The following is a 25,942-nucleotide window of genomic DNA, read 5'->3' on the forward strand; positions in this document are numbered from 1 at the left end:
CGCCGGTGGCCGCGCGGCGGGCAGGCATCCGCCGGCCCGCGCACTCACTCGCTCTGAGGGGAAAATGAAGCACTTCGCGTTCGTCAGCATGCCCGCGCACGGTCACGTCAACCCCACATTGCCGATCGTTGAAGAGCTGGTCCGGCGGGGCCACCGGGTCAGCTACGGCGTCGGCGCCGCGTTCGCCCCGGTGGTCGAGGCGGCGGGCGCGACCGCGGTGCCCACCGGCAGCGAGATGCCAAAGCTGCCCTCGAACTTCGGCGGCACGTTCGACCCGGAAGCGATGGCGCCGTTCATGCAGCACCGGCTCGCCGACCTGCGGGAGAACTTCCCCGTGCTGCTCGAGCACTTCCAGCAGGATCCGCCGGACGCGGTGTGCTTCGACGACGGCGAGATCTCCGGGCCGATGCTGGCCGAGAAGCTGGGCGTGCCGGACGTGGCGCTGGTCCCGCACTTCGCGGGCAACGAGCGCTTCTCGTTCCGCGACCTGCTGCGGGAGCACTCGGCCGATGCGTTCGACCACGAGGAACACCCGGTGTTCCAGGACTTCAAGGCGCGGCTGGCGGAGATCAAGACCGAGTTCGGGGTGACCACCGAATCCGGCGGGTTCGGGCAGACCATCCCGTCCTCGTTGAACCTGGTGTTCCTGCCCGCGGAGTTCCAGATCGCGGTGGAGACCTTCGACGATCGGTTCCGGTTCATCGGCCCGTCGGTCGGCGGGCGCGCGGAGTCGGACTGGCGGCCCGCGGACTCCGGGAAGCCGCTGCTGTTCATCTCGCTGGGCACGATCTTCAACCAGCGCGCGGACTTCTTCCGCACCTGCATCGAGGCGTTCCGGGACAGCGGCTGGCAGGTCGCGATGTCCATCGGCAACGTCGTCGAGCCCGCCGAACTCGGCGAGATCCCGGACGACTTCGAGGTCCGCCCGAGCTTCCCGCAGCCCGCGGTGCTGCGGCACGCCAGCGCGTTCCTCACGCATTCCGGCATGAACTCGACGATGGAGGCGCTCTACTACGGGGTGCCGCCGATCGCGGTGCCGCAGATGCAGGAGCAGCAGGCCAACGCGCGGCGGCTGGAGGAACTCGAACTCGGGCGGTACCTGGACTCCGACGAGATCACCGCCGCGCAGCTGCGCGATGCGGTGCAGGAAGTCGCCGAGTCCTCCGAGATCCGCGCCGCCGTGCACAAGATGTCCGAGGCCGTCCGCAACTCCGGCGGCGCCCCGGCGGGCGTCGACGCCTTGGAGGCGCACCTCGGCGGCTGATCCACTGAGGTTTTTCCAGGAGTGAACGGACCGTTCGTCCAATCTAGCCGGACGAACGGTCCGCTCACTCCGAACGAGCGGGTTGCTCCGCGGCCGCCAGGTGGGTCAGGAAGCTCGTCCAGCGGCGCCGGTCGAAGCGCAGGATCGGGCCGTGCGGGTCCTTCGAGTCTCGTGCGAGGACTGCGCTGGGCAACGCCGCCACCTCGACGCACGCACCCTGGTTCATGCTCCGCGACGACCGCTTCCAGTCGATTTTTAACGGATCCACGACTTGCTCCTCGTCACGGGAGTTCGGTGAGTACTGCTTCGATGAACTCCCGTGAGTCTTCCTCAGACAGGGCCTCGTTGCGAAGACTTTTCGCAACTGCGAGGTAGGTCTCCGCCAGCAGTGGGTCTCCGACGTCGTAGCGCGCACCCAGCACCGGATGCCCCTCCAGGAAAACGCCTGGGCTGAAGCTTGCGAATTCGAGAACGATGAACTTCCCATCCATGCCGCTGTGGGCACCTGCCGAAGTCGGCAGCACTTGGATGCGCACATGCGGCAAGGTGGCCACCTTCACGAGGTGCGCGAGCTGGCCACGCAGGATCTCTACGCCGCCGACCGGACGGCGCAACGCGGACTCCTCGATAACGGCGTCAAGTCGCAGCGGAGCCGAGTCGTGCAGCCGCCGCTGCCGCTCCAGGCGGAGCTCGGCGACGGCTCGGCGGTCCTGGGCAGCGACGCTGCGACTGGCCTCGGTAAGAGCTTCGGCGTAGTCCCTGGTCTGCAAAAGTCCCGGTATGACGAGTTGTTCGTAGTTGAACTCCCGGGCAGCTTCCCCTTCGGAACCGAGGAAGAAGGCGAACCAGTCCTCGACGATGTCGGCGTACGGTTCCCACCAACTCGGTTCCGCCGAGCTCTTCGCCTGCGCTACCAGGTTTTCGACCTCGGTCTCGGGAACCCGGTAGAAGCGCAACAGATCCCGCACGTCGCGGTGTTGGAGGCGGTACATGCCCGCTTCCATTTGGCTTACCTTGCCGCGTGAGCACCCGAGCTCCTCGGCTGCCTGCTCGGCTGTCTTCCCAGCCTCGTTTCGGAACTGCCGCAGGGCCGCTCCGATGCGTCGACGCGTTGACGCGGGATCGCTTCTCACTGCAACCAACCTCCTCGCGCGCCCCAGTGTGCCTGTCGCCTCGGCTTACCCCGAAGTGATCACCCGATCGTGATCTAGGGCAGCTAACGGTTAGCCAGTAACGTGTTAGCGGTCAGTGTAGAGGCATGGGTGGAGGAGTCATGAACGTGGATCTGTCGGGAATCCTGGCGGCGCCGTCGGATGCGGAGTTTCAGCGGGAGTTGCGTGAGGTGGTGGCGTTCGACGCGCCGAGGGCGTTCGCGTTGTGCGAAGAGGAAGGTGTGCGCGAAGACGGGTACGTGCGCTACTGGGGTTTGGCCTTCGACGACTGCGCGGAGGTGATCAGTACCGTGGACGATGCACGGGTGCGTTTCCGTTCCGTCGAAGCCGCCTGCGCGCGCCTGGGGCGCCGCCGCAAGATGCATTTGATCTGGGTGGAGACCGCAGTTGCATCGGCAGGTGATGGGGCGCGGTAGCGGGCGCGGGAACATTTGCGAACTTCCAGCTGGAAAACCCGAAACCAGGGCGGGCCAGATTTTTCTGGGAATGGGTTCCGAATCCGGGGCATCGGCCGCTGCCCCGGATTCGGTGCAAATCACGGCCGTCCGGCGCCGGTCAGCCGAGGTTCACATCGGAGCAGCTGTAGAAGGCGTTGTCGGTGTCGGCGATCTCCCACGCTGCGAAGATCATGTGCTTGCCGTGTTTGCCAGCGGGCAGCCGGACGTCGTGGACCTCGGTGTCGCCGGGTGTCTTGCCGCCGTAGTCCACCGTGGCGAACGGGGCAGGCTCAAGCTGATCCCTGGTCAACGGCTTGTTCGGATCCCAGTCGTCCTTGGTGATGAAGTAGCGGTACGACTCGGTGGGGTGCGATGCGGTGTTCTTCCAGTGGAACTGGACGTTCTGCCCGGGCTCGAGGTTCGTGGCGGGCCAGTCGCCGCCGCGCGGGTCGTCGAGCTGCCCGAACGTCGGGTTGTCCGCGCTGCACAAATGCCCGTCCGCCGGGCCTTGCTGCGGGAAGTTCCCGGGGCCTTCCACGCTCTGCGGCTCCCACTGGATCGGCCCGCAGTCACCCGCTGCACCGTTGGCGCACACGGCTTGGCGGCTGGGCGGATTCTCGGTGAAACCGTGCGCCTGAGCGAGGCCGGTCGTGATCGCGGGCGCCAGCAAGGTGCTCAGGCCGAGCAGCGAAAGTCCGATCGAGCGCGCTGCGCGCTTCGTGGTCATGCAACTCCTTTTCGGGGTTCTCCGCGGAAGGGTTAATCCTTTTCGGCCCTTCCGGGTGGAGAACTTTAGTAGCCCGGAAACAACTCACAAGACCTGATCATGATGATTACCGTCACGTAACGCTGCGATAAAGTTGAACGAAGGCTTTCATGTGCGCAGCGTGCTTTCGGAATGACTCCTCGTTGGGCATTTTCCGATGAATTGATCGGCGCGTTGATCGCTTTCGCGGAAACCGGTCGTCAACCGCCGGAGGCGACGCGCACCAGCGCAGGCCGGATGAGCCGGCCGTGCGTGCGGTAGCCGGGGCGCAGCACCTCGGCGACCACGGCGTTGGCCTGGACATCGTTGCCGTGCAACGGAATCACGTTGCTGGAGTCGGAAGGAGCGGCCTCGTGCTCGGCCGGGTCGAACGGTTCGCCCAGCGGATCGATGCGGTGCAGGCCCTCGGCGGCGAGGGTCTGCTGCAACTGCTTGTGCACCGCGCCCAGTGCTTCCGGATTGTGCATGGCGCCGAGTTCGACGGCGTCCAGCACCGGCAGCAGTTCCCGCAGCAGCCCTTCGGCCGCGCGATCCAGGTTGGCGGTCTGCTCCCGCAGCATCCGCTTGCGGTAGTTGTCGAATTCGGCGGCGAGCCGTTGCAGCGAGGCCAGATGTTCATCGCGTTCGCCGCGCAGCCGGTCGAGCTGGTCGGCCGGATCGGCGGACGCCTGCGCGTCGGTGCGCGCGGACTCCGGCGGGCCGATCAGATCGGTAACCACGGTCGGGCGCCGCCGGGGATGTTCGGCCGGGATCGGCAGCGCGTTCGGCGGGTCCTGTTCGTCGTGCGCCACGCCGGCTCACTCCTTCCGGCCGGTGTTGTCGTCGATGATCTCGGCATCCACCACGTCATCGTCGGAGGAGGCCGAACCGCCCGACTGTCCCGGACCGCCGGGCTGCCCCGAACCGCCGGAGCCCGAGCCACCGGAGCCGCCTGCTTCCGAACCACCGGAATCCGAATACAGCGCCTGCCCGAGCGACTGCGACTCGGCGGAGAGCTTGTCCAGCGCCGTGCGGATCGCCGCCACGTCCTGCCCGCGCAGCGCCTCGTTGGTCTCGCCGATCGCGCCGCGCACGCGGTCCTTGACGTCGGCGGGCAGCTTCTCGTCGTTGTCGCTGAGCACCTTTTCCGTCTGGTACACCAGGGTTTCCGCCTGGTTGCGGGTCTCGGCCTCCTCGCGGCGCTGCCGGTCCTCCTCGGCGTGCGCCTCGGCGTCCGAGACCATCTGGTCGATGTCCTCCTTCGGCAGCGCGGAACCGCCGGTGATCTGGATGGACTGCTCCTTGCCGGTGCCGTGGTCCTTGGCGCCCACGTGCACGATGCCGTTGGCGTCGATGTCGAACGAGACCTCGATCTGCGGCACGCCGCGCGGCGCGGGCGGCAGCCCGGTGAGGTCGAAGCTGCCGAGCTTGTTGTTGTGCGCGGCGATTTCCCGTTCCCCTTGGAAGACCTGGATCTGCACCGAGGGCTGGTTGTCGTCGGCAGTGGTGAAGGTTTCCGAGCGCTTGGTCGGGATCGTGGTGTTGCGCTCGATGAGCTTGGTCATGATCCCGCCCTTGGTCTCGATGCCCAGGGACAGCGGGGTCACGTCCAGCAGCAGCACGTCCTTGACGTCGCCACGCAGCACGCCGGCCTGCAGCGCGGCACCGACGGCCACGACCTCGTCCGGGTTGACGCCCTTGTGCGGTTCCTTGCCGCCGGTGAGCTCCCGGATCAGCTCGCCGACCGCGGGCATCCGCGTCGCCCCGCCGACCAGCACCACGTGATCGATGTCCTGCACCGAGATCCCGGCGTCGCGCACGGCGGCGTTGAACGGTGTGCGGGTGCGTTCGAGCAGGTCGGAGGTGATCCGCTGGAACTCGGCGCGGGAGAGCGTCTCGTCCAGGAACAGCGGGTTCTTGTCCGCGTCGACCGTGATGTAGGGCAGGTTGATCGAGGTGGTCGAGGAGCTGGACAGCTCGATCTTGGCCTTCTCCGCGGCTTCCTTGATCCGCTGCAGGGCCATCTTGTCCTTGGTCAGGTCGATGCCCTGCGACTGCCGGAACTTCTCGACCAGCCAGTCGACGATCCGCTCGTCCCAGTCGTCCCCGCCGAGGTGGGTGTCCCCGGACGTCGCCTTCACCTCGACGAGTCCTTCGCCGACGTCGAGCAGCGACACGTCGAAGGTGCCGCCACCGAGGTCGAAGACCAGGATGGTCTGCTCCTTCTCGCCCTTGTCCAGGCCGTAGGCGAGCGCGGCCGCCGTGGGCTCGTTGATGATGCGCAGCACTTCGAGCCCGGCGATCTGCCCGGCTTCCTTGGTGGTCTGGCGCTGCGCGTCGTCGAAGTAGGCCGGCACGGTCACGACGGCGTCGGTGACCTCTTCGCCGAGGTAGTTCTCGGCGTCGCGCTTGAGCTTCATCAGCACCCGGGCGCTGATCTCCTGCGCGGTGTAGGCCTTGTCGTCGATCGTGGTCTTCCAGTCGGTGCCCATGTGCCGCTTGACCGACCGGATGGTGCGGTCGACGTTGGTCACCGCCTGGTTCTTCGCGGGCTGCCCGGTCAGCAGCTCGCCGCTGCGGGCGAAGGCCACCACCGACGGGGTCGTGCGCGAGCCCTCCGAGTTCGCGATCACCGTCGCGTCGCCGCCTTCGAGCACGGCGACGACCGAGTTCGTCGTGCCCAGATCGATGCCCACCGCTCGGCCCATCTGCGGCCCCCCTCCGGATCGGCTGCGGGCAGCACCGCTGCTCGGCGCCCGCTGGTGGCTCCGCGTCCCAGCCTCGGCGCCCCGCGCGGGTGCCGGATAGGGCAGAACGTCCTGGCACGGTGGGGAAAACGGTTGCGGGTTAACCCTCGGCGATGGCCAGCAGGCGCTCGACCGTGCTCCAGTTGCGGGAGGTCGCGGTAACCCCGAGCCGCCGCTCCAGCCAGGATTGCGAAACGCGCGTGTTGCGCACCCCGTCCGGGCACCACACGAACACCTCGCGCTCGCCGAACCGCACGAGTTCCGGTTCCGGCGGCTCCAGCGCGGCGAACCGGTCCGGATCGGGTTTCGCGGACAGGAACGTGACGAGGTATTTGGCCGGGTCGGTCGCGACGCCCGCGAGTGGATCGGCGGTGATCAGCGCGGCCAATTCGTCGCGGGTGCGCACCAGCACCGGGACCTCGATGCCGAACCGGCTCGCGATGCCCTCCGCGATGACCCGTTCGGCCGCATCCGCGGAGATCGTGGCGGAGAACACAACATTGCCGCTCTGCAGGTGCGTGGCGACCTCGCCGAACTCCAGCGCGGCCATTTCCCCGCGCAGCTCGGCCATCGGCACGCGGTTGTGTTTGCCCAGGTTGACGCCCCGCAGCAGGGCGATCTGACGCTGCCGCACGGAAACCCCCTCGCCGTCCGCGGCCGGCTCGCTCCGGAACGCGCAGTGATGATCGTCGCGGGCAGCATGCCTCCCGCCCCCGACAACGCTCTCTTAAAGTCCGGCGGAGGAACCCGCGATGCAGCGAGGAGGCCGGTCGTGGACAGCGCGGTGCAAGTGACCGGGACGCGACAGCGCCAGGCGTGGCAGGACGGCGTGCTGCCGCCGGTGGAGAAGGTCCGCGACGGCCTCTGGTCGATCCCGGTGCCGATCCCGGACAACCCGCTGCGCTACACGCTCATCTACGCCTTCGAGCTGCCCGACGGCGTCGCGCTGGTCGACGCCGGGTGGGACGCCGAGGACTCCTGGCTGGCCCTGGTCGCCGGGCTGCGCACCGCCGGTTACGAACCCGCGGACGTGCGGGCGGTGCTGGTCACGCACATGCACCCGGACCACTTCGGGCTGGCCGGACGGGTGCGGGAGGCATCCGGAGCCTGGATCGGGATGCACGAGGCCGACGCCGCGCAGGTGCGCCCGGACGATGCGCTCACCGACTCGATCACCCGCCGCGCAGCGGCGCAGCTGACCGACGCGGGCGCGCCCCGGGACGTGGTCGGTGAACCGCACGGCCTGTCCCGCGCCCACCTGCTCGAAGACGGCGCGGAAGTGCTCATCGCCGATCACGACCGCATCGACCTGCCCGGCTGGGACCTGCGCGCGGTGTGGACGCCGGGGCACACGCCCGGGCACCTGTGCTTCCACGAGCGCGAGCACGGGCTGCTGCTGTCCGGTGATCACGTGCTGCCGCGGATCAGCCCGAACATCTCGCTGTACCCGGGCCAGCTCGGCGATCCGCTGGGGCGCTACCTGGACTCGCTGCGCGCGGTCGGCGAGATCGACGCCGACGAGGTGCTGCCCGCGCACGAATACCGCTTCCGCGGCCTGGACGCGCGGGTCGCTTCGCTGCTGGAGCACCACGGCGAGCGGCTCGCGGAGGTCGAACGCGCGGTGGCCGCGAACCCGGGCAGCACCGGCTGGGACGTGACGACCCGGCTGCACTGGTCGCGGCCGTTCGCGACGCTTTCGCAGTTCCTCAAGCGGCACGCGCTGCGCGAGTCGCTGGCGCACCTGGTGCTGCTGGAAACGCACGGGCGGCTGCGGGCCTCGGATGAGAAGATCACCCGATGGTTCGCCGCGAACGGTCGAACTTGACCGTTTTTTCGCGAACGGGTACCACTCGCAGCGGGGTGGTGCATCAGGTGCCGCGCCGACGACGCGGCGGCAACGGAGGGACACGCGCGTGACTGAGAGCGTCCGCACCGATTTCGGCGACGGCATCGCCGTGATCACCATCGACCGGCCGGAGGCGAAGAACGCGGTCGACAAGAGCGTCGCCGAGGGGCTCGCCGCGGCCGTCGACGAATTCGAGGCCCGCAAGGACCTCACCATCGCGATCCTCACCGGCGCGGGCGGCACGTTCTGCGCGGGCATGGACCTGAAGGGCTTCGCCCGCGGCGAGCGGCCCTCCATTCCGGGGCGCGGCTTCGGCGGCGTCACCGAGCGCCCGCCGCAGAAGCCGCTGATCGCCGCGGTCGAGGGCTGGGCGCTGGCGGGCGGCTGCGAGCTGGCGCTGTCGGCCGATCTGATCGTGGCCTCGCGGGAGGCGAAGTTCGGGCTGCCCGAGGTCAAGCGCGGGCTGGTCGCGGCCGCGGGCGGGCTGCTGCGGCTGCCGAAGGCGCTGCCCTACCAGCTGGCGATGGAGGTGGCGCTGACCGGCGACCCGCTCACCGCGGAGAAGGCGCACGCGCACGGGCTGATCAACAGCCTCACCGAGCCCGGTGGCGCGCTGGAAGCGGCCAAGGAACTCGCCGGGCGCGTGGCGGCCAACGGGCCGCTGGCGGTGCGGGCCACCAAGGAGATCGTGTCCGGCGCGCTGCGCTGGACCGATGCCGATGCCTTCCGCGAGCAGGCGGAGATCGTGGGCCCGGTGTTCAACTCCGCCGACGCCCAGGAAGGCGCCCGCGCGTTCGCCGAGAAGCGCTCCCCGGTCTGGCGCGGCGAGTGAGCCCGGTGCACGGCGAGGCGGCGCAGGGTGACCCGGTTCAGGGCGACCCGGTTCTGGGCGACGCAGCGCGGGGCGACGCCGCGGACCGGAACGCAGCGCAGAACGACGCGGCGCAGGACCCGGGCACCGAGGAGCCGATGCTCGGCGGCGCCCGCTATCGCCAGTCCGACGCCGAGATGGAGCCGGAGGGCACCGTCCCGGACCACGACCGGGAGCGCGCCGACGCGGCCCGCGAACTCGGCGCCGCGCTGCGCGAACTCGTCGAGGCCGGCGTCAGCACCGAGACCGACCCGGCCACCATGCGCAAGATCGCCGATCAAGCTCGGGAACTGGTGGCACCGCTGACCGCGGCCACCCGCACCCGGCACGTCGCGCCGACGGTGGATCAGGCCAAGCCGGGGCGGCGGATGTACAACCCGACGGTCGGGACGGGCAACCCGATCGCCCCGCCGATGCGGGTGCGGGTCGAAGACGGCGTCGCGATCGGCACCTGCACGCTCGGGCTGGCCTACGAGGGACCGCACAGCTACACCCACGGCGGGGTCAGCGCGATGCTGATCGACCAGATCCTCGGGCACGCCAACGCCGCCGCGGGACGGCCCGGCATGACGGTGAAGCTGCAACTGCGCTACCGGAAACCGGTGCCGTTGCAGACACCGCTGGTGCTGCGGGCATGGGTCGACGACGACGCGGTCAGCGGACGGCGCACGAGTCCGGCGGCCACCATCACCACCGAGGACGACCCGGACACCGTGCTGGTGGAGGCGTTCGGGGTGTTCGTGACGCCGACCGCCGAGCAGGCTCGCCGCATCTTCGGCGACAACCCGCCGCCGGATTAGGCCGGGGAGCCGTCCGGCGGGACAGCCGCCGATGTTCCGGGGCGATCCCTCGCCCTGCACCGCAACGATTCGCCGCCCCGCGCCTCGCACGGGGCGGCGAATTCGCTTGCACCGCGGAATTCAGTCCGAGTCCGGCAGCTTCCCGCCCTCCCGGTCCGAGCGCAGCTGCGTCTTGAGCACCTTGCCGCTGGGATTGCGCGGCAGTTCCGGCACGACCGAGACGTGCCGCGGCCGCTTGTACCCGGCGAGGTGCTCGCGGCAGTACGACTCGACATCCGCCGCGGTCGGCGGATCCGCCGGATCGCTCGGGACGAGCACCGCCAGCGGGGTTTCGCCCCACCGCTCGTCGGCCACGCCGATCAGCGCCACGTCGGCGACCTTCGGGTGGCCCGTGAGCGCGTCCTCCACTTCGGCGCAGTAGATGTTCTCCCCGCCCGAGATGATCATGTCCTTCTTCCGGTCGACCACGTAGTAGTAGCCGTCCTCGTCCTCGCGCACCAGATCGCCGGAGTGGAACCAGCCGCCGCGGAACACCTCGGCGGTCTCGGCCGGTTTGTTCCAGTACTCCCGCATCACCGTCGGGCCGCGGTAGACGATCTCGCCGACTTCGCCGCGCGGCACGTCGTTCATGTCGTCGTCGACCACGCGCACTTCGACGTTGAGCATCGGGGTGCCCACCGAACCGATCTTGCGCAGCGCGTCCTCGCCGCGCAGCAACGTGGTGACCGGGCTGCACTCGGTCTGCCCGAACGAGGTCGTCACCTCTGCCTGCGGGAACGTCTCGATCATCGTGCGCAGCAGCGAGGTCGCCGCGGGCGCGGCGCCCCAGGAGATCCGGTGCAGCGCGGACAGATCGCGTTCGGCGATGCCCGGCACCGCACAGATCGCCTGCCACTGCGCGGGCACGAAGAAGCAGTCCGAGACCCGTTCCCGCTCCAAGGTGTCCACGATCTCCGCGGGGTCGAACCGTCCGGAGCGGCTGAGCACCGTTTTCCCGCCCAGCAGGATGTTCGGCAGGATCGTGGAGACCCCGGCTATGTGGAACAGCGGCGCCCCGGACATGCCCACGCGCTCGCCCGCCGGGGTGCCGAGGTGGGCCATCATGCTGAAGGCGTGCAACATCAGGTTGTAGTGGCTCAGCACCGCGCCCTTCGGCCGCCCGGTGGTGCCGGAGGTGTACATGATGAACGCGGGGGAGTGCTCGTCGACCGAGATGTCCGGCGCCGTCGCGGCCGCCTCCGCAAGGGCTTGCTCGTAGCGCTGCGCGCCCGGCCCGGCTTCGGTGACGTCGTCGCCGATGACCAGGCAGGTGGCGACTTCGGGAACCTTCTCCCGGGCTTTGCCCATGGCCGGGGCCAGCGCGGCGTCCACGATCGCGGCCACGGAGCCGCTGTCCGAGAGCGCGTAGGCGATCTCGTCGGCGACCAGCCGGAAGTTGATCGGCACGCAGATCGCGCCGAGCCGCCCGCAGGCGAGGTAGGACTCGACTACTTCGATGTCGTTGAGCCCGAGCACGGCCACCCGGTCGCCGGGGCGCACGCCGCGCTCGATGAGCGCATTGGCCAGCCTGCTCAACCGCTCGTCCAGCTGCCGGTAGGTGAGTCCGCGTTCGCCGGAGCGCAGCGCGACCGCCTCGGGGATCTTGCGCGCGTGCCGGGCGATCTGGTCGCTGCTGGTCATGCCGCGGCCGGTGAGGGCCGGTTCCGGTGTGTGCATCGGCGATCCTCGGCGTCGAAGTGGCGGGGACGCAAGAACAACGAGCAACCGGGCGTCCGCGTGGCGCCCGCTTCCCGAAACGGAGGGAACGACGCGCTCGCGAACCCGGCCGGTCCGGCGGTCCGCTCACTCGCTCCGGCTCCACCGGCCGACACGCCCGCATGCCACTCCTCCGACGCGAGTTTTTCCGAGTGAACGGAACTTTCGTCGCACTAGATTGGTCCGACAGTCCGTTCGCTCCGCCGCCGGTCCGGCGGGATCGGGTGACGGCCGCGCGCGTCGGCACGGCGGTGAGACTGGTCTTGCGGGTGCGTTCGGCGGTGCCGTAGAAACCGGTCATCACTGACTGCACGGGACGAAGGCGTCCCGGGAGCGGAGGAACGCATGGACATCGCAGGCGGCGTCGCTGTGATCACCGGAGGTGCGTCCGGGCTCGGCCTGGCCACCGCCCGGCGGCTGACCGGAGCGGGCGGTCACGTCGTGCTGCTGGACCTGCCGAGCTCCGACGGCGAGCAGGTCGCGGGCGAACTCGGTGCCACGGCCCGGTTCGTCGCCGCCGACGTCACCGACGAGGACCAGGTCGCCGCCGCGCTGGACGTGGCCGACTCGCTCGGCCCGATCCGCGCCGTGATCAACTGCGCGGGCACCGGCAACGCGCTGCGGGTGGTCAGCCGCAAGCGCGGCGCGTTCCCGCTGGCCGAGTTCCACAAGATCATCAACATCAACCTGGTCGGCACGTTCAACGTGCTGCGGCTGGGCGCCGAGCGGATGCTCGCGCACGAGCCGGTGGGGGAGGAACGCGGCGTCATCGTCAACACCGCGTCGGCAGCGGCCTACGACGGGCAGGTCGGCCAGGCCGCCTACTCCGCGTCCAAGGGCGGCGTCGTGGGCATGACGCTGCCGATCGCCCGCGACCTCGCCGAGCACCAGATCCGCGTGGTCACCATCGCGCCGGGGCTGTTCAACACCCCGCTGTTGGCCGGGGCGTCCGAAGAGGTCAAGAAGTCCCTGGGGGAGCAGGTGCCGCACCCTTCGCGGCTGGGCGAACCGGACGAGTTCGGCACGCTGGCCGCGCACATCGTGGCCAACCCGATGCTCAACGGCGAGGTGATCCGCCTCGACGGTGCCATCCGGATGGCACCGCGCTGAGGTCGTTCTCCGTCCACCGCGGGGAAATCTCCCGCGGTGGACGGCTCATTCCGCCACGCGGATCAGTCTGAAAGGTCCGGGTCGGCCAGCAGCCGGTGCGCGATGGACTTCCACAGCGCCAGGTGCGGATCCGTGGCGGGCGGCCGGTCCTCGAAGGCGTAGGGCATCGCCGCGCCTCGCATGCTGGTGAACAGCAATCCCCGCAGCTGCTCGTAATTCGGGTGCGCGCACACCACCGGACCCCAGATTCCGTCGGTGACTTCGCGGATCGCCGCGCGCAGCCCGCGTTCCTCCGGGCGCAGCGCCGCGGCCAGCGCGGAGTTGGTGCGCGCGGCCGTCCACAGCTCGATCGCGGCCCAGAAGTGCGGTTCCTGGAAGGTTTCCCAGAGCAGTTCGATGCAGCGCTCGACCCGCGCGGGCCCTTCCGGCTCGGCGGCGAGCTTGCTCTCGGCGCGTTCCCGCGTCTGCGCGAGCCGGGTGTTGGCCAGGTGCTGCGCGGCCGCGACCAGCAGCCCGTCCCTGGACGGGAAGTGGTGCAGCAGCCGCCCGCGCGAGACTCCCGCCTTGGCTTGGATCACCAGCGTGGAAGCCCCGGCGTAGCCGTGTTCGATCAGGCAGTCCACGGCCGCGTCGAGGATCAGCGCGCGGCTGTCGGCGCTGCGTTCCCGGCGGGTGCGCGGTGCCGCGCCGTCGGCCTTCGCCGCGGATTCTCCCGCGCCATCGGTGCGCGTCGTCTCGGACTGGACCACTCGCACACCCTACCCGGCCGCCGGCCGGTTCCGCGTCCGCGAACAGTCGGCATTGACCGCTCGTGTGCGGCGGTGCGACTCTCGAAGCGCCTGCGGGTGGATTTTCGCCGGGTTCGAGGAGGAGCCGCATGTTTCCAGGTGCCCATGCCGCGATCGATCCGCAGCGACCTGCGGTGATCATGGCCGGTTCGGGTGCTCGGCTGAGCTACGGCGAGTTGGAGGAGCGCTCGATCCGGCTGGCGCACGTGCTGCGCGAATCCGGGCTGCAGCGCGGTGACGTGGTGGCGCTGCTGACCGACAACGCGCTGCCCGCGTTCGAGGTCTACTGGGCCGCGGTGCGTTCGGGTCTCTACATCACGGCGGTGAACAACCACCTGACCGCGGACGAGATCTCCTACATCGTCAACGATTCCGGCGCGTCCGCGCTGATCGTGTCGGCGGCGCTGGCCGAGATCGCGACCGAGGTCGCCGAGCAGGTTCCCGGGGCCGAGCTGCGGCTCGCCTTCGGTGGCGAGGTCGCCGGCTACGGCGATTACGACACCGCGCTGGCCGACGCTTCGCCGGAGCCGCCGCAGGACCAGCCGCGCGGCGCGGACATGCTCTACTCGTCCGGAACGACCGGGCGCCCCAAGGGAATCCGGCCGGACCTGCCGGACCGCCAGGTGCACGAGCCGGGCGACATCCTCGCCGACGCGATGGCCGCGCTCTACGGATTCGGCCCGGACACCACGTATCTCTCGCCCGCGCCGATCTACCACGCCGCGCCGCTGCGGTACTCCGTCTCCACGCAGGCGCTCGGCGGAACCGTGGTGATGATGGAGCGCTTCGAACCGGAGCAGGCGCTGCGCGCGATCGAGCGCTACGGCGTCACGCACAGCCAATGGGTTCCGACGATGTTCGTCCGGATGCTCAAACTGCCGCCCGAGGTGCGGGAGCGCCACGACCTCTCCAGCCAGCGGGTCGCGATCCACGCGGCGGCGCCGTGCCCGGTGGAGGTCAAGCAGAAGATGATCGAGTGGTGGGGGCCGGTGCTCTACGAGTACTACTCCTCGACCGAGGGCATCGGCATGACCTTCATCGACTCGCACAGCTGGCTGCAGAAACCCGGTTCGGTCGGCGTCGGCGGGCTCGGCACCGTGCGGATCTGCGACGACGAGGGAGCCGAGCTGCCCGCGGGCGAGGTCGGCACCGTCTACTTCGAACGGGACGAGCAGCCGTTCCAGTACCTCGGCGACCCGGCCAAGACCCGCGCGGCGCGGCATCCGCGGCACCAGAACTGGGCGACGGTCGGCGATGTGGGCTACGTGGACGAGGACGGCTACCTGTTCCTCACCGACCGGAAAGCCTTCATGATCATCTCCGGTGGGGTGAACATCTACCCGCAGGAGATCGAGGACCTGCTGGCGCTGCACCCGAAGATCGCCGACGTGGCGGTGATCGGCGTGCCGGACCCGGAGATGGGCGAGTCGGTGAAGGCGGTCGTGCAGCCCGCCGCAGACGCCGAACCCGGCCCGGAACTGGAGCGGGAACTGCTGGAGCACGTGCGCTCGCGCATCGCGAACTACAAGGTCCCGCGCAGCGTGGACTTCCTGGACGCGCTGCCGCGGACACCGACCGGCAAGCTCGTCAAAGGCACCCTGAAATCCCGCTATGCGGCCGAAAGCGTCTGAGCGCCGCATTCGAACCGAGGAGGAACCGTGCGAGACGCGGTGATCGTGGAAGCAGTGCGAACCCCGGTGGGCAAGCGCAACGGGGCGCTTTCGGGCGTGCACCCGGTGGACCTCTCGGCGCGGGTGCTCGGCGCCGTGGCCGAGCGCAGCGGGGTCGACCCGGCCGAGATCGAGGACGTGGTGTGGGGCTGCGTCGGCCAGGCCGGTGAGCAGACCTTGGACATCGGCCGCAACGCGGTGCTCGCGGCCGGTTGGCCGAACTCGGTGACCGGCGTGACGGTGGACCGCCAGTGCGGTTCTTCGCAGCAGTCGGTGCACTTCGCCGCGGCCGGGCTCGTCGCGGGGCACTACGACGTGGTCGTGGCGGGCGGTGTCGAATCGATGAGCCGGGTGCCGATGGGCAGCACCACCCAGGGCGCGGACCCGTTGGGCGAACAGCTCACCGCGCGGCTCGACGGGGTGCGCCCGAACCAGGGCGTCGGTGCCGAGATGATCGCGCGGCGGTGGGGCCTGAGCCGCACCCAGGTCGACGAGTTCAGCATCGCCTCGCACGAAAAGGCCGCCGCAGCGCAGGATTCCGGCGCGTTCGACGAGCAGCTCGTGCCGATCACGCTGCCGGACGGCACCGTCGTCGGTGCGGACGAGGGCGTGCGCCGCGGTGGCACTGTGGACAAGCTCGCCGGGCTGAAGAACGCGTTCGACGAGCACGGTGTGATCACCGCGGGCAACAGCTCGCAGATCAGCGACGGTTCCGCCGCGCTGCTGATGACCACCAGCGAGAAGGCCGCCGAACTCGGTTTGCGGCCGCTGGCGCGGGTGCACACCGCGACGCTGGCGGGCGACGATCCGGTCATCATGCTCACCGCGCCGATCCCGGCGACGAAGAAAGCCTTGCGGCGCAGCGGATTGCCGGTCGACCGGATCGGGGTCTACGAGGTCAACGAGGCGTTCGCGCCCGTTCCGCTGGCGTGGCAGGCCGAGATCGGCGCCGACTGGAAGACGCTCAACCCGCTGGGCGGAGCGATCGCGCTCGGCCACCCGCTCGGTGCCAGCGGGGCGCGGATCATGACCACGCTGGTGCACCACATGCGGGACGCCGGAGTCGAATACGGGTTGCAGACCATGTGCGAAGGCGGCGGACAAGCCAACGCGACCATCCTGGAGCGGTTGTAGGGCATCGAACGGAGCTCGGAGAGGTGGCGCAGATGGCGGTGTCCGAATCGGACGATGCGGAAATCCGGCGGCGTGCCGAGGACTTCCTGCGAGGCGAGGTTCCCGCGGGATGGCCCGAACTCGCCCCGGACGAGCTGATCCCGGTGGCCAAGCGGTTCCAGGCCGCGCTGCACGACGCGGGCTTGGCGGGCATCACCTGGCCCGCGGAGTACGGCGGGCAGGGCGGAACGGCCGCGCAGGAGCGGGCTTTCCGCGAGCAGGCCGCCGGGTACGAGCTGCCCACCGGGCCGTTCGTGATCGGCATGGGCATGTGCGGGCCGACGCTGCTGGACCTGGGCACCGAGGTGCAGAAGAACCGCTACGTCCGGCCGTTGCTGCGCGGCGAGGAGATTTGGTGCCAGCTGTTCTCCGAACCCGGCGCCGGGTCGGACGTGGCGAGCCTGCAGACCAGAGCGGTGCGCGACGGCGGCGAATGGGTCATCAGCGGGCAGAAGGTGTGGACTTCCGGGGCGCAGCACGCGGATTTCGGCGCGGTGCTGGCGAGGACCGATCCGGACGTGCCGAAGCACGCCGGGCTGACCATGTTCGTCATCGACATGCACGCCGCCGGTGTTGCGGTGCGGCCGTTGCGGGACATGACCGGCGGTGCCCCGTTCAACGAGGTCTACTTCGACGAGGTCCGGTTGCCCGCCGATGCGGTGCTGGGAGAGGTGGGCCAGGGCTGGGCCGCTGCGGTGACGATGCTCGGGCACGAGCGGGTGTCGCTGGGCGGCTCGGTCCGCCGCCGGGACGAACCGCTCGGCTCGGCGAACCTCGCCGGAATCGCCCGGGCGAAGGGGATTTCCGCGGACCCGTCGGTCCGCGCCGGGCTCGCCGCGCTGCACGCGAAGGAACGGGCGCTGGCGCTGTTCAACACGCGGCTGAGCCAGGAGGCGGCGGCAGGCGCACCGCCGGGTGCGCGCGGCTCGGTGGCCAAGCTCGCTGGCGCGACCCTGCTGTGGGATGCGCTGCACGCGGCCGGGGAGATCGCCGGAACCGACGCGGTGGCCTGGGATCCGGACGACGCGGCGGCCGAGGAGCTGAGCACCGCGATCAACTCGGTGCCCGCCTCCAGCATCGCGGGCGGCACCAACCAGGTGCAGCGCAACATCATCGGTGACCGGCTGCTCGGGTTGCCGAAGGAACCGCAGGTGGACAAGGACGTGCCGTTCCGCGAACTCCGCGTCGGAACCCAGCGCGAGACTTCCTGACCACATCGGACCACTTTCAACACACCGCCTAGGAGGGTGGCCGTGGAACTGACGCTCGACAGCCAGCAGCGCGACCTGCGGGACGGGGTCGGGAAGTTCCTCGCCGACCACGCCGGTTCCGCGCAGGTGCGTGCGGCGATGGAGACCGGTGCGGGATTCGACCGGGACCTGTGGCGGCGGATGGGGCGCGATCTGGGGGTGCTCGGCCTGGTCGTCGCCGACGAGCACGGCGGTGCGGGAGCCGGGCATGTGGAGCGGTCCATCGTGTCCGAAGAACTGGGCAGAACGCTGCTGCCGTCGCCGTTCCTGGCTTCGGCGGTGCTCGCGGTCGACGTGCTCGACGCGCTCGATGACCAGCAGGCGCAACGGGAATTGTTGCCGCAACTGGCTTCCGGCGAACTCATCGGAACCGTCGCGGAAGGTGCGCGGGCGGTATCCCGCGACGGCGGATGGGTGCTCGACGGGCGTCTGACCCCCGTGCTGTCCGGCGATGTGGCCGACATCGTGCTGGTGCGCGCCGATTCCGGCTGGTTCTTGGTCCGCACCGCGGATTCCGGAGTGCAGCGCACGACGTTGCGCACGCTCGATCCCACTCGGCGGATGGCGCGGCTGGACCTGCAGGGCGCTCCGGCCCGTGCGCTGTCCGCTGAGGACTCTTCCGCGGTCAAGTCGCAGGTGGACGATCTGGCGGCGGTCGCGCTGGCGGCGGAACAGGTCGGCGGGATGCGCAGCGTGCTGGACATGACCGTGGAGTACGCGAAATCCCGGGTGCAATTCGGGCGGCTCATCGGCTCGTACCAGGCCGTCAAGCACGCCTGCGCGGACATGTACAGCGCGAAGGAGCAGGCGGTGTCCCTGGTCCGGTACGCGGCGTGGGCCGCTGACCACGACCCCGCTGAACTACCGATGGCCGCCGCGCTGGCACAGGTCTATTGCTCGCCCGCCGCTTTCGACGCGGCCGCCAACGGGGTCGTGCTGCACGGCGGGATCGGATATACGTGGGAGCACGACGCGCACCTGTTCTACAAGCGCGCCAAGACATCCGAGGTCCTGTTCGGATCGGACCGCGCCCGGCGGCTGCGGCTGGCCGACCTGATGGGGGCATGAGGCGGGAAGGAACTCCGTTGGAATACCAGCAGATCACGTACCAGGTGGACGAGCGGATCGCCACGATCACGCTCAACCGCCCGGACCGGCTCAACGCGTTCACGGATCGGATGCGCCGGGAACTGATCGACGCGTTCGACCGCACCGACGCCGACGACGACGTGCGGGTCGTGCTGCTCACGGGCGCGGGCCGCGGGTTCTGCGCGGGCGCCGACCTCAGCGAAGGCGCGGACACGTTCAACTACGAAACGGGGTCGCGCAAGGACATCCCGGACATCGACACGATCGACGGCGTTCCCCGCGACGGCGGCGGAACCTGCGCGCTCCGGTTCGCCGCCTCCAAGAAGCCGGTGATCGCCGCGGTCAACGGCGCCGCGGTCGGCGTCGGCTCGACGATGCTGCTGCCAACCGACATCCGCATCGCGGCCACCTCGGCGCGGTTCGGGTTCGTGTTCGCCCGCCGCGGTCTCGTTCCCGAAGCCGGTTCGACCTGGTTCCTGCCGCGGTTGGTCGGGATCTCGCAGGCGATGGAGTGGGTCTCCACCGGCCGGATCTTCGACGCGGCCGAGGCGAAGCAAGGCGGGCTCGTCTCGCGGGTCGTCGAGGACGCCGAATTGCTCAGCACCGCAAGGGGAATCGCGCAGGAGATCGTGGAGAACACCTCCGCCATCTCGGTCGCGGCGTCGCGGCAGATGTTGTGGAGCATGTTGGGCGCGGACAGCCCGATGGAGGCGCACAAACTGGACTCGCGCGCGATCTACGACCTCGGCAAGAGTCCGGACGCCGCCGAAGGTGTGGCTTCGTTCCTGGAGAAGCGACCGGCCCGGTTCCCCGGCAAAGTGAGCACCGACTACCCGTCGTTCATCCCGCCGTGGCCGGGAAGTCCGGAATGAGCGGTCCGGCGGGCGGAGGTTCGCGCGGCTGCGAGCCGTCGCCCCGCGGGGTGGTCAACCGGCCGGTGATGGGCGCAGACTGAGGCGCGCAGCGCGAACCTTGCGAGAGGAGCCGGGACGTGGCAGATCGGGACCGCCTGCTGGCCGAGTTCACCGCCCCTGACGGGGAGTTCGCGCTCGAAGACCGCGAGGTCCGCGGTGTCCCGATGCGGGTCTTCCGCACCGGCCCGCAGACGCTCCGGGACGTGCTGCTGGCTTCGCGGATGCACGGCGATGCGGAATTCACCGTGTACGGCGGGGATCGGCGCACGTTCGACGAGCACTTCCGCCTCGCCGCGGGGCTCGCGCACCGGCTGCTCGGAGAACTCGGCCTGGCTCCGGGAGATCGTGTCGCGGTGGCGATGCGCAACTATCCCGAGTGGGCGCCGATCTTCTGGGCCACCCAAGCCGCCGGGCTGATCGCGGTGCCGCTGAACGCCTGGTGGACCGAGCCGGAACTGCGCTACGGGCTGGAGGATTCGGGCGCCCGGGTCCTGTTCGCCGACGAGGAACGAGTCGCCGCGTTGGCCCCTGACTTCGGCGACCGCAGCGTCGTGCAGGTGCGCGGTGGTGCTCCGCCGGAGGGCGTGCGCACTTGGGAGTCACTGATCGCGGAGCTGGATCCGAGTGCGGAACTTCCGGATGTGGCGGTGCATCCGGACGACGACGCGACGATCCTGTACACCTCCGGCACGACCGGGAAACCGAAAGGAGCGGTCGGCAGCCACCGCAACCACTGCACCAACATCTGGAACATGGTGCTGGGCCGGCGGATCGGTGCCGCGCTGACCGGCGAGCAGGAGCAAGCGGCCCGACCAGGGGTGCTGCTGACGTTCCCGATCTTCCACATCGCCGGGCTTTCCGGGCTGTGCTTCGCGACGCTGGCGGGCGCGAAGACCGTCACGATGTACCGCTGGGACGCCGCGGAAGCCGCGCGCTTGGTGCGCGATGAGCAGCTGAACTCGATCGCCGGGGTTCCCACGGTGTTGCGCGACCTGGTGGATTCCGAACCCGGCGAATTGTCCACGTTGGACGGTGCGAGCATGGGTGGTGCGCCGATCCCGCCGGATCTGGTCGGGCGGGTGCACCGGACGCTCGCGGCGAACGTGGCTCCGGCCAACGGTTACGGCCTCACCGAAACCACCTCGGCGGTGGTGAGCAACTCCGGCGACGAGTACGTCGGGCACCCCGACAGCGTCGGTCGCCCGGTTCCGGGCTCGCAATTGCGCATCGTAGATCCCGCGACCGGCGATGATCTCGGTGCCGGTGAGGTCGGGGAATTGTGGTTCCGGGGCCCGCAGATCGTGCGCGGCTACTGGAACAACCCCGGCGCGACCGCGGAGGCGTTCGGCGACGGCTGGTTCCGCACCGGAGACCTGGGCCGGGTCGACGACGGCTGGGTTTACGTGGTGGACCGGATGAAGGACGTCGTGATCCGCGGCGGCGAGAACGTCTACTGCGCCGAAGTGGAAGCGGCGCTGTTCGAGCATCCGGACGTGGCCGACGCCGCCGTGCTCGGCCTGCCGGACGCCGCGCTCGGCGAACGGGTCGCCGCCGTGGTGCGGCTGCACGACGGCGCGTCCGCCGACGCCGAGGACCTGCGCGCGCACGTGCGCGAACGCCTGGCATCGTTCAAGATTCCGGACCACATCGTGTTCCGCACCGAGCTGCTTCCCCGCACCGCCACCGGCAAAGTGCTCAAACGCGACCTCCGCGAGGAACTCGGCTGAGACCGGTGCTTCGATCGCCACGGCACACCGCACGAAACGGGGCGCAATGGTTCGTCGACGGAGTCGCGCTCACCGGTGATCGGCCCGCAAACGTCCTGCAGCGCGTATGCTTTGCCCGGCACGATGACGTGTCGCCGGGTTGAGAAGCGCTGCAACGGATCATGTCCGCCACGCTCAACCGGGAACCGGACGAAAGCGAGATCAGGAAGGGCGCTTCACACGAAGGAGCCTCCTGTGCTTTCCGAATCCTCCGTTGCCGATTCCTCCACCGCGAGCCGGCACGAGCGCCATGACCCGGCGTTTCGGGTGGCGGCGCTGTACTGCTACCCGGTCAAGGGATGCGCCCCGGTCGTGCTGACCGAAGCCGTGCTGACCAGAGCAGGACTCCGCCAGGACCGCAGCTTCATGGTCACCGATGACCGAGGCCGTTGCCGCACGCAGCGCGCGCATCCGCAGCTGGCGCTGATCCAGCCGGAGATCAGCGCCGACGGCACCCGGCTCGTCCTGCACTTCCCGGAATCCGCCTCGATCGACATCGACGTCGACAACACCGGCCCACGCGGGGATGTGAACCTGTTCGGCGCCTCGTACCGGGGCATCGACCAGGGCGACGAGGTGGCGCAGCGGCTGTCGCAGGCGCTGGGAACGGCGAGCAGATTGGTGCGTGTGCCGCCCGAACACCATCGCATCACCGACGGGCACACCCCCGGCACATCCGGCTACGCCGACAGCTGCCCGATACACCTCCTGTCGGAGGCGTCCTTGCAAGGACTCAACCGCACACTGCGCGCCAAGGATTCCCCGGCGCTGCCGATGAGCCGTTTCCGCCCCAACATCGTCATCACCGGCGGGGACGGGCCGCACGCGGAGGACACGCTGCGCCGGATCCGGATCGGCCGGGCCGAGCTCGGATATGCCAAACCGGCGATCCGATGCGTTGTCACCACAGTCGACCAGGCTCTCGGCGCCAAGTCCGGACCGGAGCCGCTTGCGACGCTGGCCACCTACCGGCGGGCCGCCTGCGGTGGTATCGCGTTCGGCACCAAGTTCGCCGTCACCAGCACCGGGACGCTCGCGATCGGTGACCCGGTGACGGTCGCAGCACGAGGCCCATCGGAGGTGTGATCCCGGCCGCTCGGTCGAAGGACCCCGCGAGCTGGGTTCGCAGGCGGCTCACGCTCCGGCGGTCAGATCCGTCCACAGTGCATCTTCGCCGAGCGCGCGGGCTTCCCGCCCGAGCCAGATGGCCCAGCTGCGTTCGCTGCCGTGCTCGTCACGCCACGCCCACAGCTTCCGGGTCACGTGGTGCAATGAGTGCTCCTGCGTCACGCCCATCGCGCCGTGCAGCTGGTGGGCGTTGCGTGCGATGGAGGTCGCCGCGCGTGCGGCACGGATCTTGGCGGTGGCGGTACCGGCCAGCAACGTCTCGGCATCGTCGCGTTCGTGCGCCTCGCGGGCGCGGCCGAGCGCGGCTTCCGCCGAGACCAGATCCGTCCGCATCGTGGCGAGCGCGCTGGCCACCGATTTCACCGCGATCAACGGACGTCCGAACTGGTGGCGCTGCGTGACGTGCGCGCGGGTGATCTCGTGCGCCCCGCGTGCCGCGCCGACGATTCCGGCCGCGTTCAGCAGTGCGGCTCTGGCCAGCATTTCCGGCCGGGAAGGCGCCTGCGGCAATGCGACTCCACCGGACTCGGGAAGGACGACCGTGTCGCGCGGTTCACCGGCCAGGTTCGTGCTGCGTTCGATCCGGGACTCCGCCAGGTCGACGAGCAATGGTGCGCTTTGTTCCCGCCACACCACCAAGTGCTGCGCGTGCCGGGCCCACGGGACATCGTGCAGCGCGCCTTCGGCATCGGCGGACGCGGGCACGACGAGGCCCGCCGGGTCGTGCCCGCTGTCGACGAGTGCCCAGCGGGCGACTGCGGCCTCGGCCAGCGGAAGCGAAATACCGCTCCCGGCGACCGCGGAGATCAGCGTGAGCAGATCGTCCAAAGTTCCGCCCGCTCCGGCGGAATCCTCGTCGATGGAGACGAGGGGCCAGTCCAGTTCGACCACTGTGGACCAGAGCGCGGGAAGCGCTTCGTCGGCCGGTTCCGGGGAAGCGGACCCGAGAACGTCCGCGGCGACCTCGGCGATCAACGGGTTGTTCACTGCGCCTCCTGCTTGGCGAGAATGGACAGCAGAACCTCGGAGGAGCCACCGCGGATGCTGAAACCGGGCGCGGCCATGATCGCCTCACCGAGCGGGCTGTCCGGTGGCACCACGCCGGAACCCGTTGCCCTGCGGGCGAATTCCAGCACTTCGCGCTCGAAGTCGGTGCCGAGGTACTTCAACGTCGCTGCCGCGCGCATCGGCGCCTCGCCCGCGTCGAGCGCGCCGGCGATCTGCGCGCACAGGCTGCGCAGCGTGGCCAACCGCGACACCAGCTCGCCGAGTTCGGCGAGCAGTCCGTCATCCTGGTCAACGCCGCCGGAAAGCAGCTGCTCCAGCACCGGGTACGTCGACAACACCCGCTCCGGTCCGCCGCGTTCGTAGGCGAGCTGCTCGGTCACCTGCCGCCAGCCGTTGCCCTCGACGCCGATCACCCTGCGCGCGGGCACGAACACGTCATCGAAGACCACCTCGTTGAAGTGGTGCGAACCGGCCATGTCGACGATCGGCGTCACGCTCACCCCGTCGGCGGTCATGTCCACGACGAACTCGGTGAGCCCCTCGTGCTTCTTCTCGGTCTTGTCGGTGCGCGCCAGCAGGTAGGAGTGCGTGGCGTGATGCGCGTGGCTGGTCCAGATCTTCCTGCCGTTGACCCGGAAACCGCCGTCGACGCGTTGCGCGGTGGTGCGCACCGCAGCCAGGTCAGAGCCCGCCTCCGGCTCGCTCATGCCCAGGCACAGCACGTGCTCGCCGGAAGCGATCCCCGGCAGGATCTCGTCTTGGAGCTCTGCCGTTCCGTGCCGCAGGATCGACGGTCCGATCTGCCGATCGCCGATCCAGTGCGCGGCTACCGGCGCGCCCGCGCGCAGCAGTTCCTCGGTCACCACCAGCCGGTCCATATTGGACCGCTCGCCGCCGCCGACGCGTTCCGGCCAGGTCATGCCGATCCAGCCGTGCTCGGCCAATTCCTTGCTGAACGCGGGATCGTACGAGCGCAGCCAGGCGTCCGGGCGCGGCCGGTAGCGCCCGTCGGCACGCCACCGGCGGCACACCTCGCGCACTTCGCGGCGCAGTTCGGCGAGCTCGGTCATGACACCGTTTCCTTTCCCGCACCGGGTTCGCGGCCCGCTTCGGCGACCGCGTCCCGCTCGGAGCGACTGAGGGCGACCGCGCGGGTCTCCGGCATGGCGAGGTAGACGATCAGCGAGAACAACGCGCAACCGGAGACGTAGAAGAAGAAGTAGTGCTCGTGCCCGGCATTGCGGAACGCCAGCGCGATGTATTCCGCGGTGCCGCCGAAGATCGCCTGCGCCAGCGAGTACGGCACGGCGACACCGACCGTGCGCACCGAAGTGGGGAACAACTCCGCTTTCACGCAGGCGTTGACCGACGAATACCCGCAGACGATGGTCAGCGCCAGCACCGCGAGCGCCAGCGCCGCACCGAACGAGGGCCAGCGCTGGATCGCGGTCATGATCGGGTAGGTGCCCAATGTCGTTCCCACGCCGAAGAACATGAGCACCGGGCGGCGTCCGATGCGGTCCGACAGCGCCCCACCAACCGGCAGCAGCACGGCGAACAAGCACAGCGCCAGGAACATCACCGAGGTGGCGGTGCCCTTGCTCAAACCGGCCGAGTTCACCAGGTACTTCGTTAGATACGTGGTGTAGGTGTAGAAGGCGACGCTGCCGCCGATGGTCAGGGCGAACACCAGCAGCGCCGCGCGCCTGTTGCGCCAGACTTCGGCCAGCGTGCCGCGCCGTCCGGAGTCGTTCGCCGTTTCCTCCTGGTACGCCGCGGTTTCCGGCAGCCGGCGCCGCAGGTAGAACACCACCACGGCGGCGATGGCGCCGATGACGAAGGGAATCCGCCAACCCCAAGCGGAAAGCTGCTGCGGAGTCAGCAGGCTTTGCAGCACCATGAGCACGGCCAGCCCGAACAGTTGCCCCAACGTCACCGAGACGTACTGGAAGCTGGACCCGAGTCCGCGGTGCCCGCGCTGGGAAGCCTCGGTCAGGTAGGAAGCGCTGGCCGCGTACTCCCCGCCGACGCTGAGTCCCTGCATGATCCGGGCGACCAGCAGGATCGCCGCGCCGAGGTAGCCGGCCTGGTCGTGGGTCGGGGCCACCGCGATCAACAGCGCGCTGACCGACATCATCGTGACCGACAGCGTGAGCCCGAACTTCCGGCCCCGCCGGTCGGCGACCCGGCCGAGCAGCCAGCCGCCCAGCGGCCGGGCGAGGAATCCGACCGCGAACACCGCCGCGGTGTTCATCAACTGCGCCGTGGGACTGCCTTCGGGGAAGAACCTTTCCGCGAAGTACAGCGCGAAGCTGGCGTAGACGAACCAGTCGTACCACTCCACGAGGTTGCCGATCGAACCGCCGATGACGGCCCGCACGTGCGATCCGCCCCGCTGTTGCGACCGCG

24 protein-coding genes are annotated in these 25,942 nt (G+C 69.8%); 13 read left to right on the plus strand and 11 right to left on the minus strand.

Translation table 11 applies throughout. The features are described 5' to 3' along the window. Positions 1 to 64: 64 nt before the first annotated feature. On the plus strand, positions 65 to 1,264 hold the full coding sequence (locus V1457_RS20005) for a macrolide family glycosyltransferase (RefSeq protein WP_338596069.1): 1,200 nt from the start codon (positions 65 to 67) through the stop codon (positions 1,262 to 1,264). A gap of 64 nt (positions 1,265 to 1,328) precedes the next feature. Here V1457_RS20005 and V1457_RS20010 read toward each other — a convergent pair whose 3' ends face one another. Beyond that, positions 1,329 to 1,532: a DUF397 domain-containing protein gene (locus tag V1457_RS20010; RefSeq protein ID WP_295141770.1), complete on the minus strand. Its 204-nt coding sequence runs from the start codon at positions 1,530 to 1,532 to the stop codon at positions 1,329 to 1,331. A gap of 13 nt (positions 1,533 to 1,545) precedes the next feature. After that, on the minus strand, positions 1,546 to 2,397 hold the full coding sequence (locus tag V1457_RS20015; protein WP_295141773.1) for a helix-turn-helix transcriptional regulator: 852 nt from the start codon (positions 2,395 to 2,397) through the stop codon (positions 1,546 to 1,548). A 140-nt stretch (positions 2,398 to 2,537) separates the two neighbouring features. On the opposite strand from V1457_RS20015, the gene V1457_RS20020 reads away from it, so the two are divergent. Further along, a complete protein-coding gene (locus tag V1457_RS20020) occupies positions 2,538 to 2,852 on the plus strand; it encodes a hypothetical protein (RefSeq protein ID WP_338596070.1) in 315 nt (104 codons plus the stop codon). 139 nt (positions 2,853 to 2,991) lie between these two features. Here V1457_RS20020 and V1457_RS20025 read toward each other — a convergent pair whose 3' ends face one another. The 4 genes from V1457_RS20025 to V1457_RS20040 form a co-directional block, all read right to left on the minus strand. Continuing rightward, complete coding sequence (locus tag V1457_RS20025; RefSeq protein ID WP_338596071.1) at positions 2,992 to 3,600, minus strand: lytic polysaccharide monooxygenase auxiliary activity family 9 protein; 609 nt, start codon at positions 3,598 to 3,600, stop codon at positions 2,992 to 2,994. A 239-nt stretch (positions 3,601 to 3,839) separates the two neighbouring features. Next, positions 3,840 to 4,430 (minus strand): nucleotide exchange factor GrpE, encoded by a 591-nt coding sequence (locus tag V1457_RS20030; RefSeq protein ID WP_338596072.1) that lies wholly within the window; start codon positions 4,428 to 4,430, stop codon positions 3,840 to 3,842. Between the two features lie 6 nt (positions 4,431 to 4,436). Then, complete coding sequence (gene dnaK / locus V1457_RS20035; protein WP_338596074.1) at positions 4,437 to 6,326, minus strand: molecular chaperone DnaK; 1,890 nt, start codon at positions 6,324 to 6,326, stop codon at positions 4,437 to 4,439. A 139-nt stretch (positions 6,327 to 6,465) separates the two neighbouring features. Next, positions 6,466 to 6,999 (minus strand): DUF1697 domain-containing protein, encoded by a 534-nt coding sequence (locus tag V1457_RS20040; RefSeq protein ID WP_338596075.1) that lies wholly within the window; start codon positions 6,997 to 6,999, stop codon positions 6,466 to 6,468. A 138-nt stretch (positions 7,000 to 7,137) separates the two neighbouring features. Here V1457_RS20040 and V1457_RS20045 point away from each other — a divergent pair, with 138 nt between their 5' ends. From V1457_RS20045 to V1457_RS20055, 3 genes are all read left to right on the plus strand, one after another. Next, positions 7,138 to 8,190: an MBL fold metallo-hydrolase gene (locus tag V1457_RS20045; RefSeq protein ID WP_338596076.1), complete on the plus strand. Its 1,053-nt coding sequence runs from the start codon at positions 7,138 to 7,140 to the stop codon at positions 8,188 to 8,190. 88 nt (positions 8,191 to 8,278) lie between these two features. Next, a complete protein-coding gene (locus V1457_RS20050) occupies positions 8,279 to 9,043 on the plus strand; it encodes a crotonase/enoyl-CoA hydratase family protein (RefSeq protein ID WP_338596077.1) in 765 nt (254 codons plus the stop codon). Next, entirely contained in the window at positions 9,040 to 9,882 is an 843-nt protein-coding gene (locus V1457_RS20055) for a PaaI family thioesterase (RefSeq protein WP_338596078.1), read from the plus strand. The genes V1457_RS20050 and V1457_RS20055 overlap by 4 nt, the downstream gene beginning before the upstream one ends. Positions 9,883 to 10,002: 120 nt before the next feature. Here the strand turns inward: V1457_RS20055 and V1457_RS20060 are convergent, their stop codons facing one another. Continuing rightward, positions 10,003 to 11,598, minus strand: a complete 1,596-nt coding sequence (locus V1457_RS20060; RefSeq protein WP_338596079.1) for a long-chain-fatty-acid--CoA ligase — start codon at positions 11,596 to 11,598, stop codon at positions 10,003 to 10,005. Between the two features lie 384 nt (positions 11,599 to 11,982). On the opposite strand from V1457_RS20060, the gene V1457_RS20065 reads away from it, so the two are divergent. Continuing rightward, positions 11,983 to 12,747, plus strand: a complete 765-nt coding sequence (locus V1457_RS20065) for a 3-hydroxyacyl-CoA dehydrogenase (RefSeq protein WP_338596080.1) — start codon at positions 11,983 to 11,985, stop codon at positions 12,745 to 12,747. A gap of 62 nt (positions 12,748 to 12,809) precedes the next feature. On the opposite strand, the gene V1457_RS20070 is transcribed toward V1457_RS20065, so the two are convergent. Then, positions 12,810 to 13,496, minus strand: a complete 687-nt coding sequence (locus V1457_RS20070) for a TetR/AcrR family transcriptional regulator (RefSeq protein WP_200070681.1) — start codon at positions 13,494 to 13,496, stop codon at positions 12,810 to 12,812. A 128-nt stretch (positions 13,497 to 13,624) separates the two neighbouring features. Between V1457_RS20070 and V1457_RS20075 the strand changes: the two genes are divergently transcribed. The 7 genes from V1457_RS20075 (at position 13,625) to V1457_RS20105 (ending at position 22,483) form a co-directional block, all read left to right on the plus strand. Further along, positions 13,625 to 15,166, plus strand: a complete 1,542-nt coding sequence (locus tag V1457_RS20075) for an acyl-CoA synthetase (RefSeq protein ID WP_338596081.1) — start codon at positions 13,625 to 13,627, stop codon at positions 15,164 to 15,166. 27 nt (positions 15,167 to 15,193) lie between these two features. Continuing rightward, positions 15,194 to 16,339: a thiolase family protein gene (locus V1457_RS20080; protein WP_200070679.1), complete on the plus strand. Its 1,146-nt coding sequence runs from the start codon at positions 15,194 to 15,196 to the stop codon at positions 16,337 to 16,339. Between the two features lie 32 nt (positions 16,340 to 16,371). Further along, positions 16,372 to 17,589: an acyl-CoA dehydrogenase family protein gene (locus tag V1457_RS20085; RefSeq protein ID WP_338596082.1), complete on the plus strand. Its 1,218-nt coding sequence runs from the start codon at positions 16,372 to 16,374 to the stop codon at positions 17,587 to 17,589. Between the two features lie 42 nt (positions 17,590 to 17,631). Next, on the plus strand, positions 17,632 to 18,696 hold the full coding sequence (locus V1457_RS20090; RefSeq protein WP_338596083.1) for an acyl-CoA dehydrogenase family protein: 1,065 nt from the start codon (positions 17,632 to 17,634) through the stop codon (positions 18,694 to 18,696). After that, a complete protein-coding gene (locus V1457_RS20095) occupies positions 18,693 to 19,589 on the plus strand; it encodes a crotonase/enoyl-CoA hydratase family protein (RefSeq protein ID WP_407074702.1) in 897 nt (298 codons plus the stop codon). Before V1457_RS20090 ends, V1457_RS20095 begins: the two co-directional genes overlap by 4 nt. 119 nt (positions 19,590 to 19,708) lie before the next feature. Then, the gene (locus V1457_RS20100; RefSeq protein ID WP_338596084.1) at positions 19,709 to 21,358 is read left to right on the plus strand and encodes a class I adenylate-forming enzyme family protein; all 1,650 of its coding nucleotides are present in this window, start codon (positions 19,709 to 19,711) and stop codon (positions 21,356 to 21,358) included. Between the two features lie 75 nt (positions 21,359 to 21,433). Beyond that, complete coding sequence (locus V1457_RS20105; protein ID WP_338596085.1) at positions 21,434 to 22,483, plus strand: MOSC N-terminal beta barrel domain-containing protein; 1,050 nt, start codon at positions 21,434 to 21,436, stop codon at positions 22,481 to 22,483. A gap of 48 nt (positions 22,484 to 22,531) precedes the next feature. Here the strand turns inward: V1457_RS20105 and V1457_RS20110 are convergent, their stop codons facing one another. The 3 genes from V1457_RS20110 to V1457_RS20120 are packed head-to-tail and all read right to left on the minus strand — an operon-like array spanning position 22,532 to position 25,913. Next, positions 22,532 to 23,512, minus strand: coding sequence for an acyl-CoA dehydrogenase family protein (locus V1457_RS20110; protein ID WP_338596086.1), 981 nt, complete (start codon positions 23,510 to 23,512; stop codon positions 22,532 to 22,534). Next, positions 23,509 to 24,603, minus strand: a complete 1,095-nt coding sequence (locus V1457_RS20115; RefSeq protein ID WP_200070673.1) for an acyl-CoA dehydrogenase family protein — start codon at positions 24,601 to 24,603, stop codon at positions 23,509 to 23,511. Before V1457_RS20115 ends, V1457_RS20110 begins: the two co-directional genes overlap by 4 nt. Further along, positions 24,600 to 25,913, minus strand: coding sequence for an MFS transporter (locus V1457_RS20120; protein WP_338596087.1), 1,314 nt, complete (start codon positions 25,911 to 25,913; stop codon positions 24,600 to 24,602). Before V1457_RS20120 ends, V1457_RS20115 begins: the two co-directional genes overlap by 4 nt. Between the last annotated feature and the right edge of the window lie 29 nt (positions 25,914 to 25,942).

This window comes from Saccharopolyspora sp. SCSIO 74807 (genome assembly GCF_037023755.1).
In the GTDB taxonomy this organism is placed as follows: domain Bacteria; phylum Actinomycetota; class Actinomycetes; order Mycobacteriales; family Pseudonocardiaceae; genus Saccharopolyspora_C; species Saccharopolyspora_C galaxeae.

Coding starts and splice junctions, on each gene's coding strand:
- V1457_RS20005 (WP_338596069.1), top strand. CDS start 65: ATGAAGCACTTCGCGTTCGTCAGCATGCCCGCGCACGGTCACGTCAAC.
- V1457_RS20115 (WP_200070673.1), bottom strand. CDS start 24,603: ATGACCGAGCTCGCCGAACTGCGCCGCGAAGTGCGCGAGGTGTGCCGC.
- V1457_RS20020 (WP_338596070.1), top strand. CDS start 2,538: ATGAACGTGGATCTGTCGGGAATCCTGGCGGCGCCGTCGGATGCGGAG.
- V1457_RS20085 (WP_338596082.1), top strand. CDS start 16,372: ATGGCGGTGTCCGAATCGGACGATGCGGAAATCCGGCGGCGTGCCGAG.
- V1457_RS20065 (WP_338596080.1), top strand. CDS start 11,983: ATGGACATCGCAGGCGGCGTCGCTGTGATCACCGGAGGTGCGTCCGGG.
- V1457_RS20025 (WP_338596071.1), bottom strand. CDS start 3,600: ATGACCACGAAGCGCGCAGCGCGCTCGATCGGACTTTCGCTGCTCGGC.
- V1457_RS20060 (WP_338596079.1), bottom strand. CDS start 11,598: ATGCACACACCGGAACCGGCCCTCACCGGCCGCGGCATGACCAGCAGC.
- V1457_RS20075 (WP_338596081.1), top strand. CDS start 13,625: ATGTTTCCAGGTGCCCATGCCGCGATCGATCCGCAGCGACCTGCGGTG.
- dnaK (WP_338596074.1), bottom strand. CDS start 6,326: ATGGGCCGAGCGGTGGGCATCGATCTGGGCACGACGAACTCGGTCGTC.
- V1457_RS20095 (WP_407074702.1), top strand. CDS start 18,693: ATGAGGCGGGAAGGAACTCCGTTGGAATACCAGCAGATCACGTACCAG.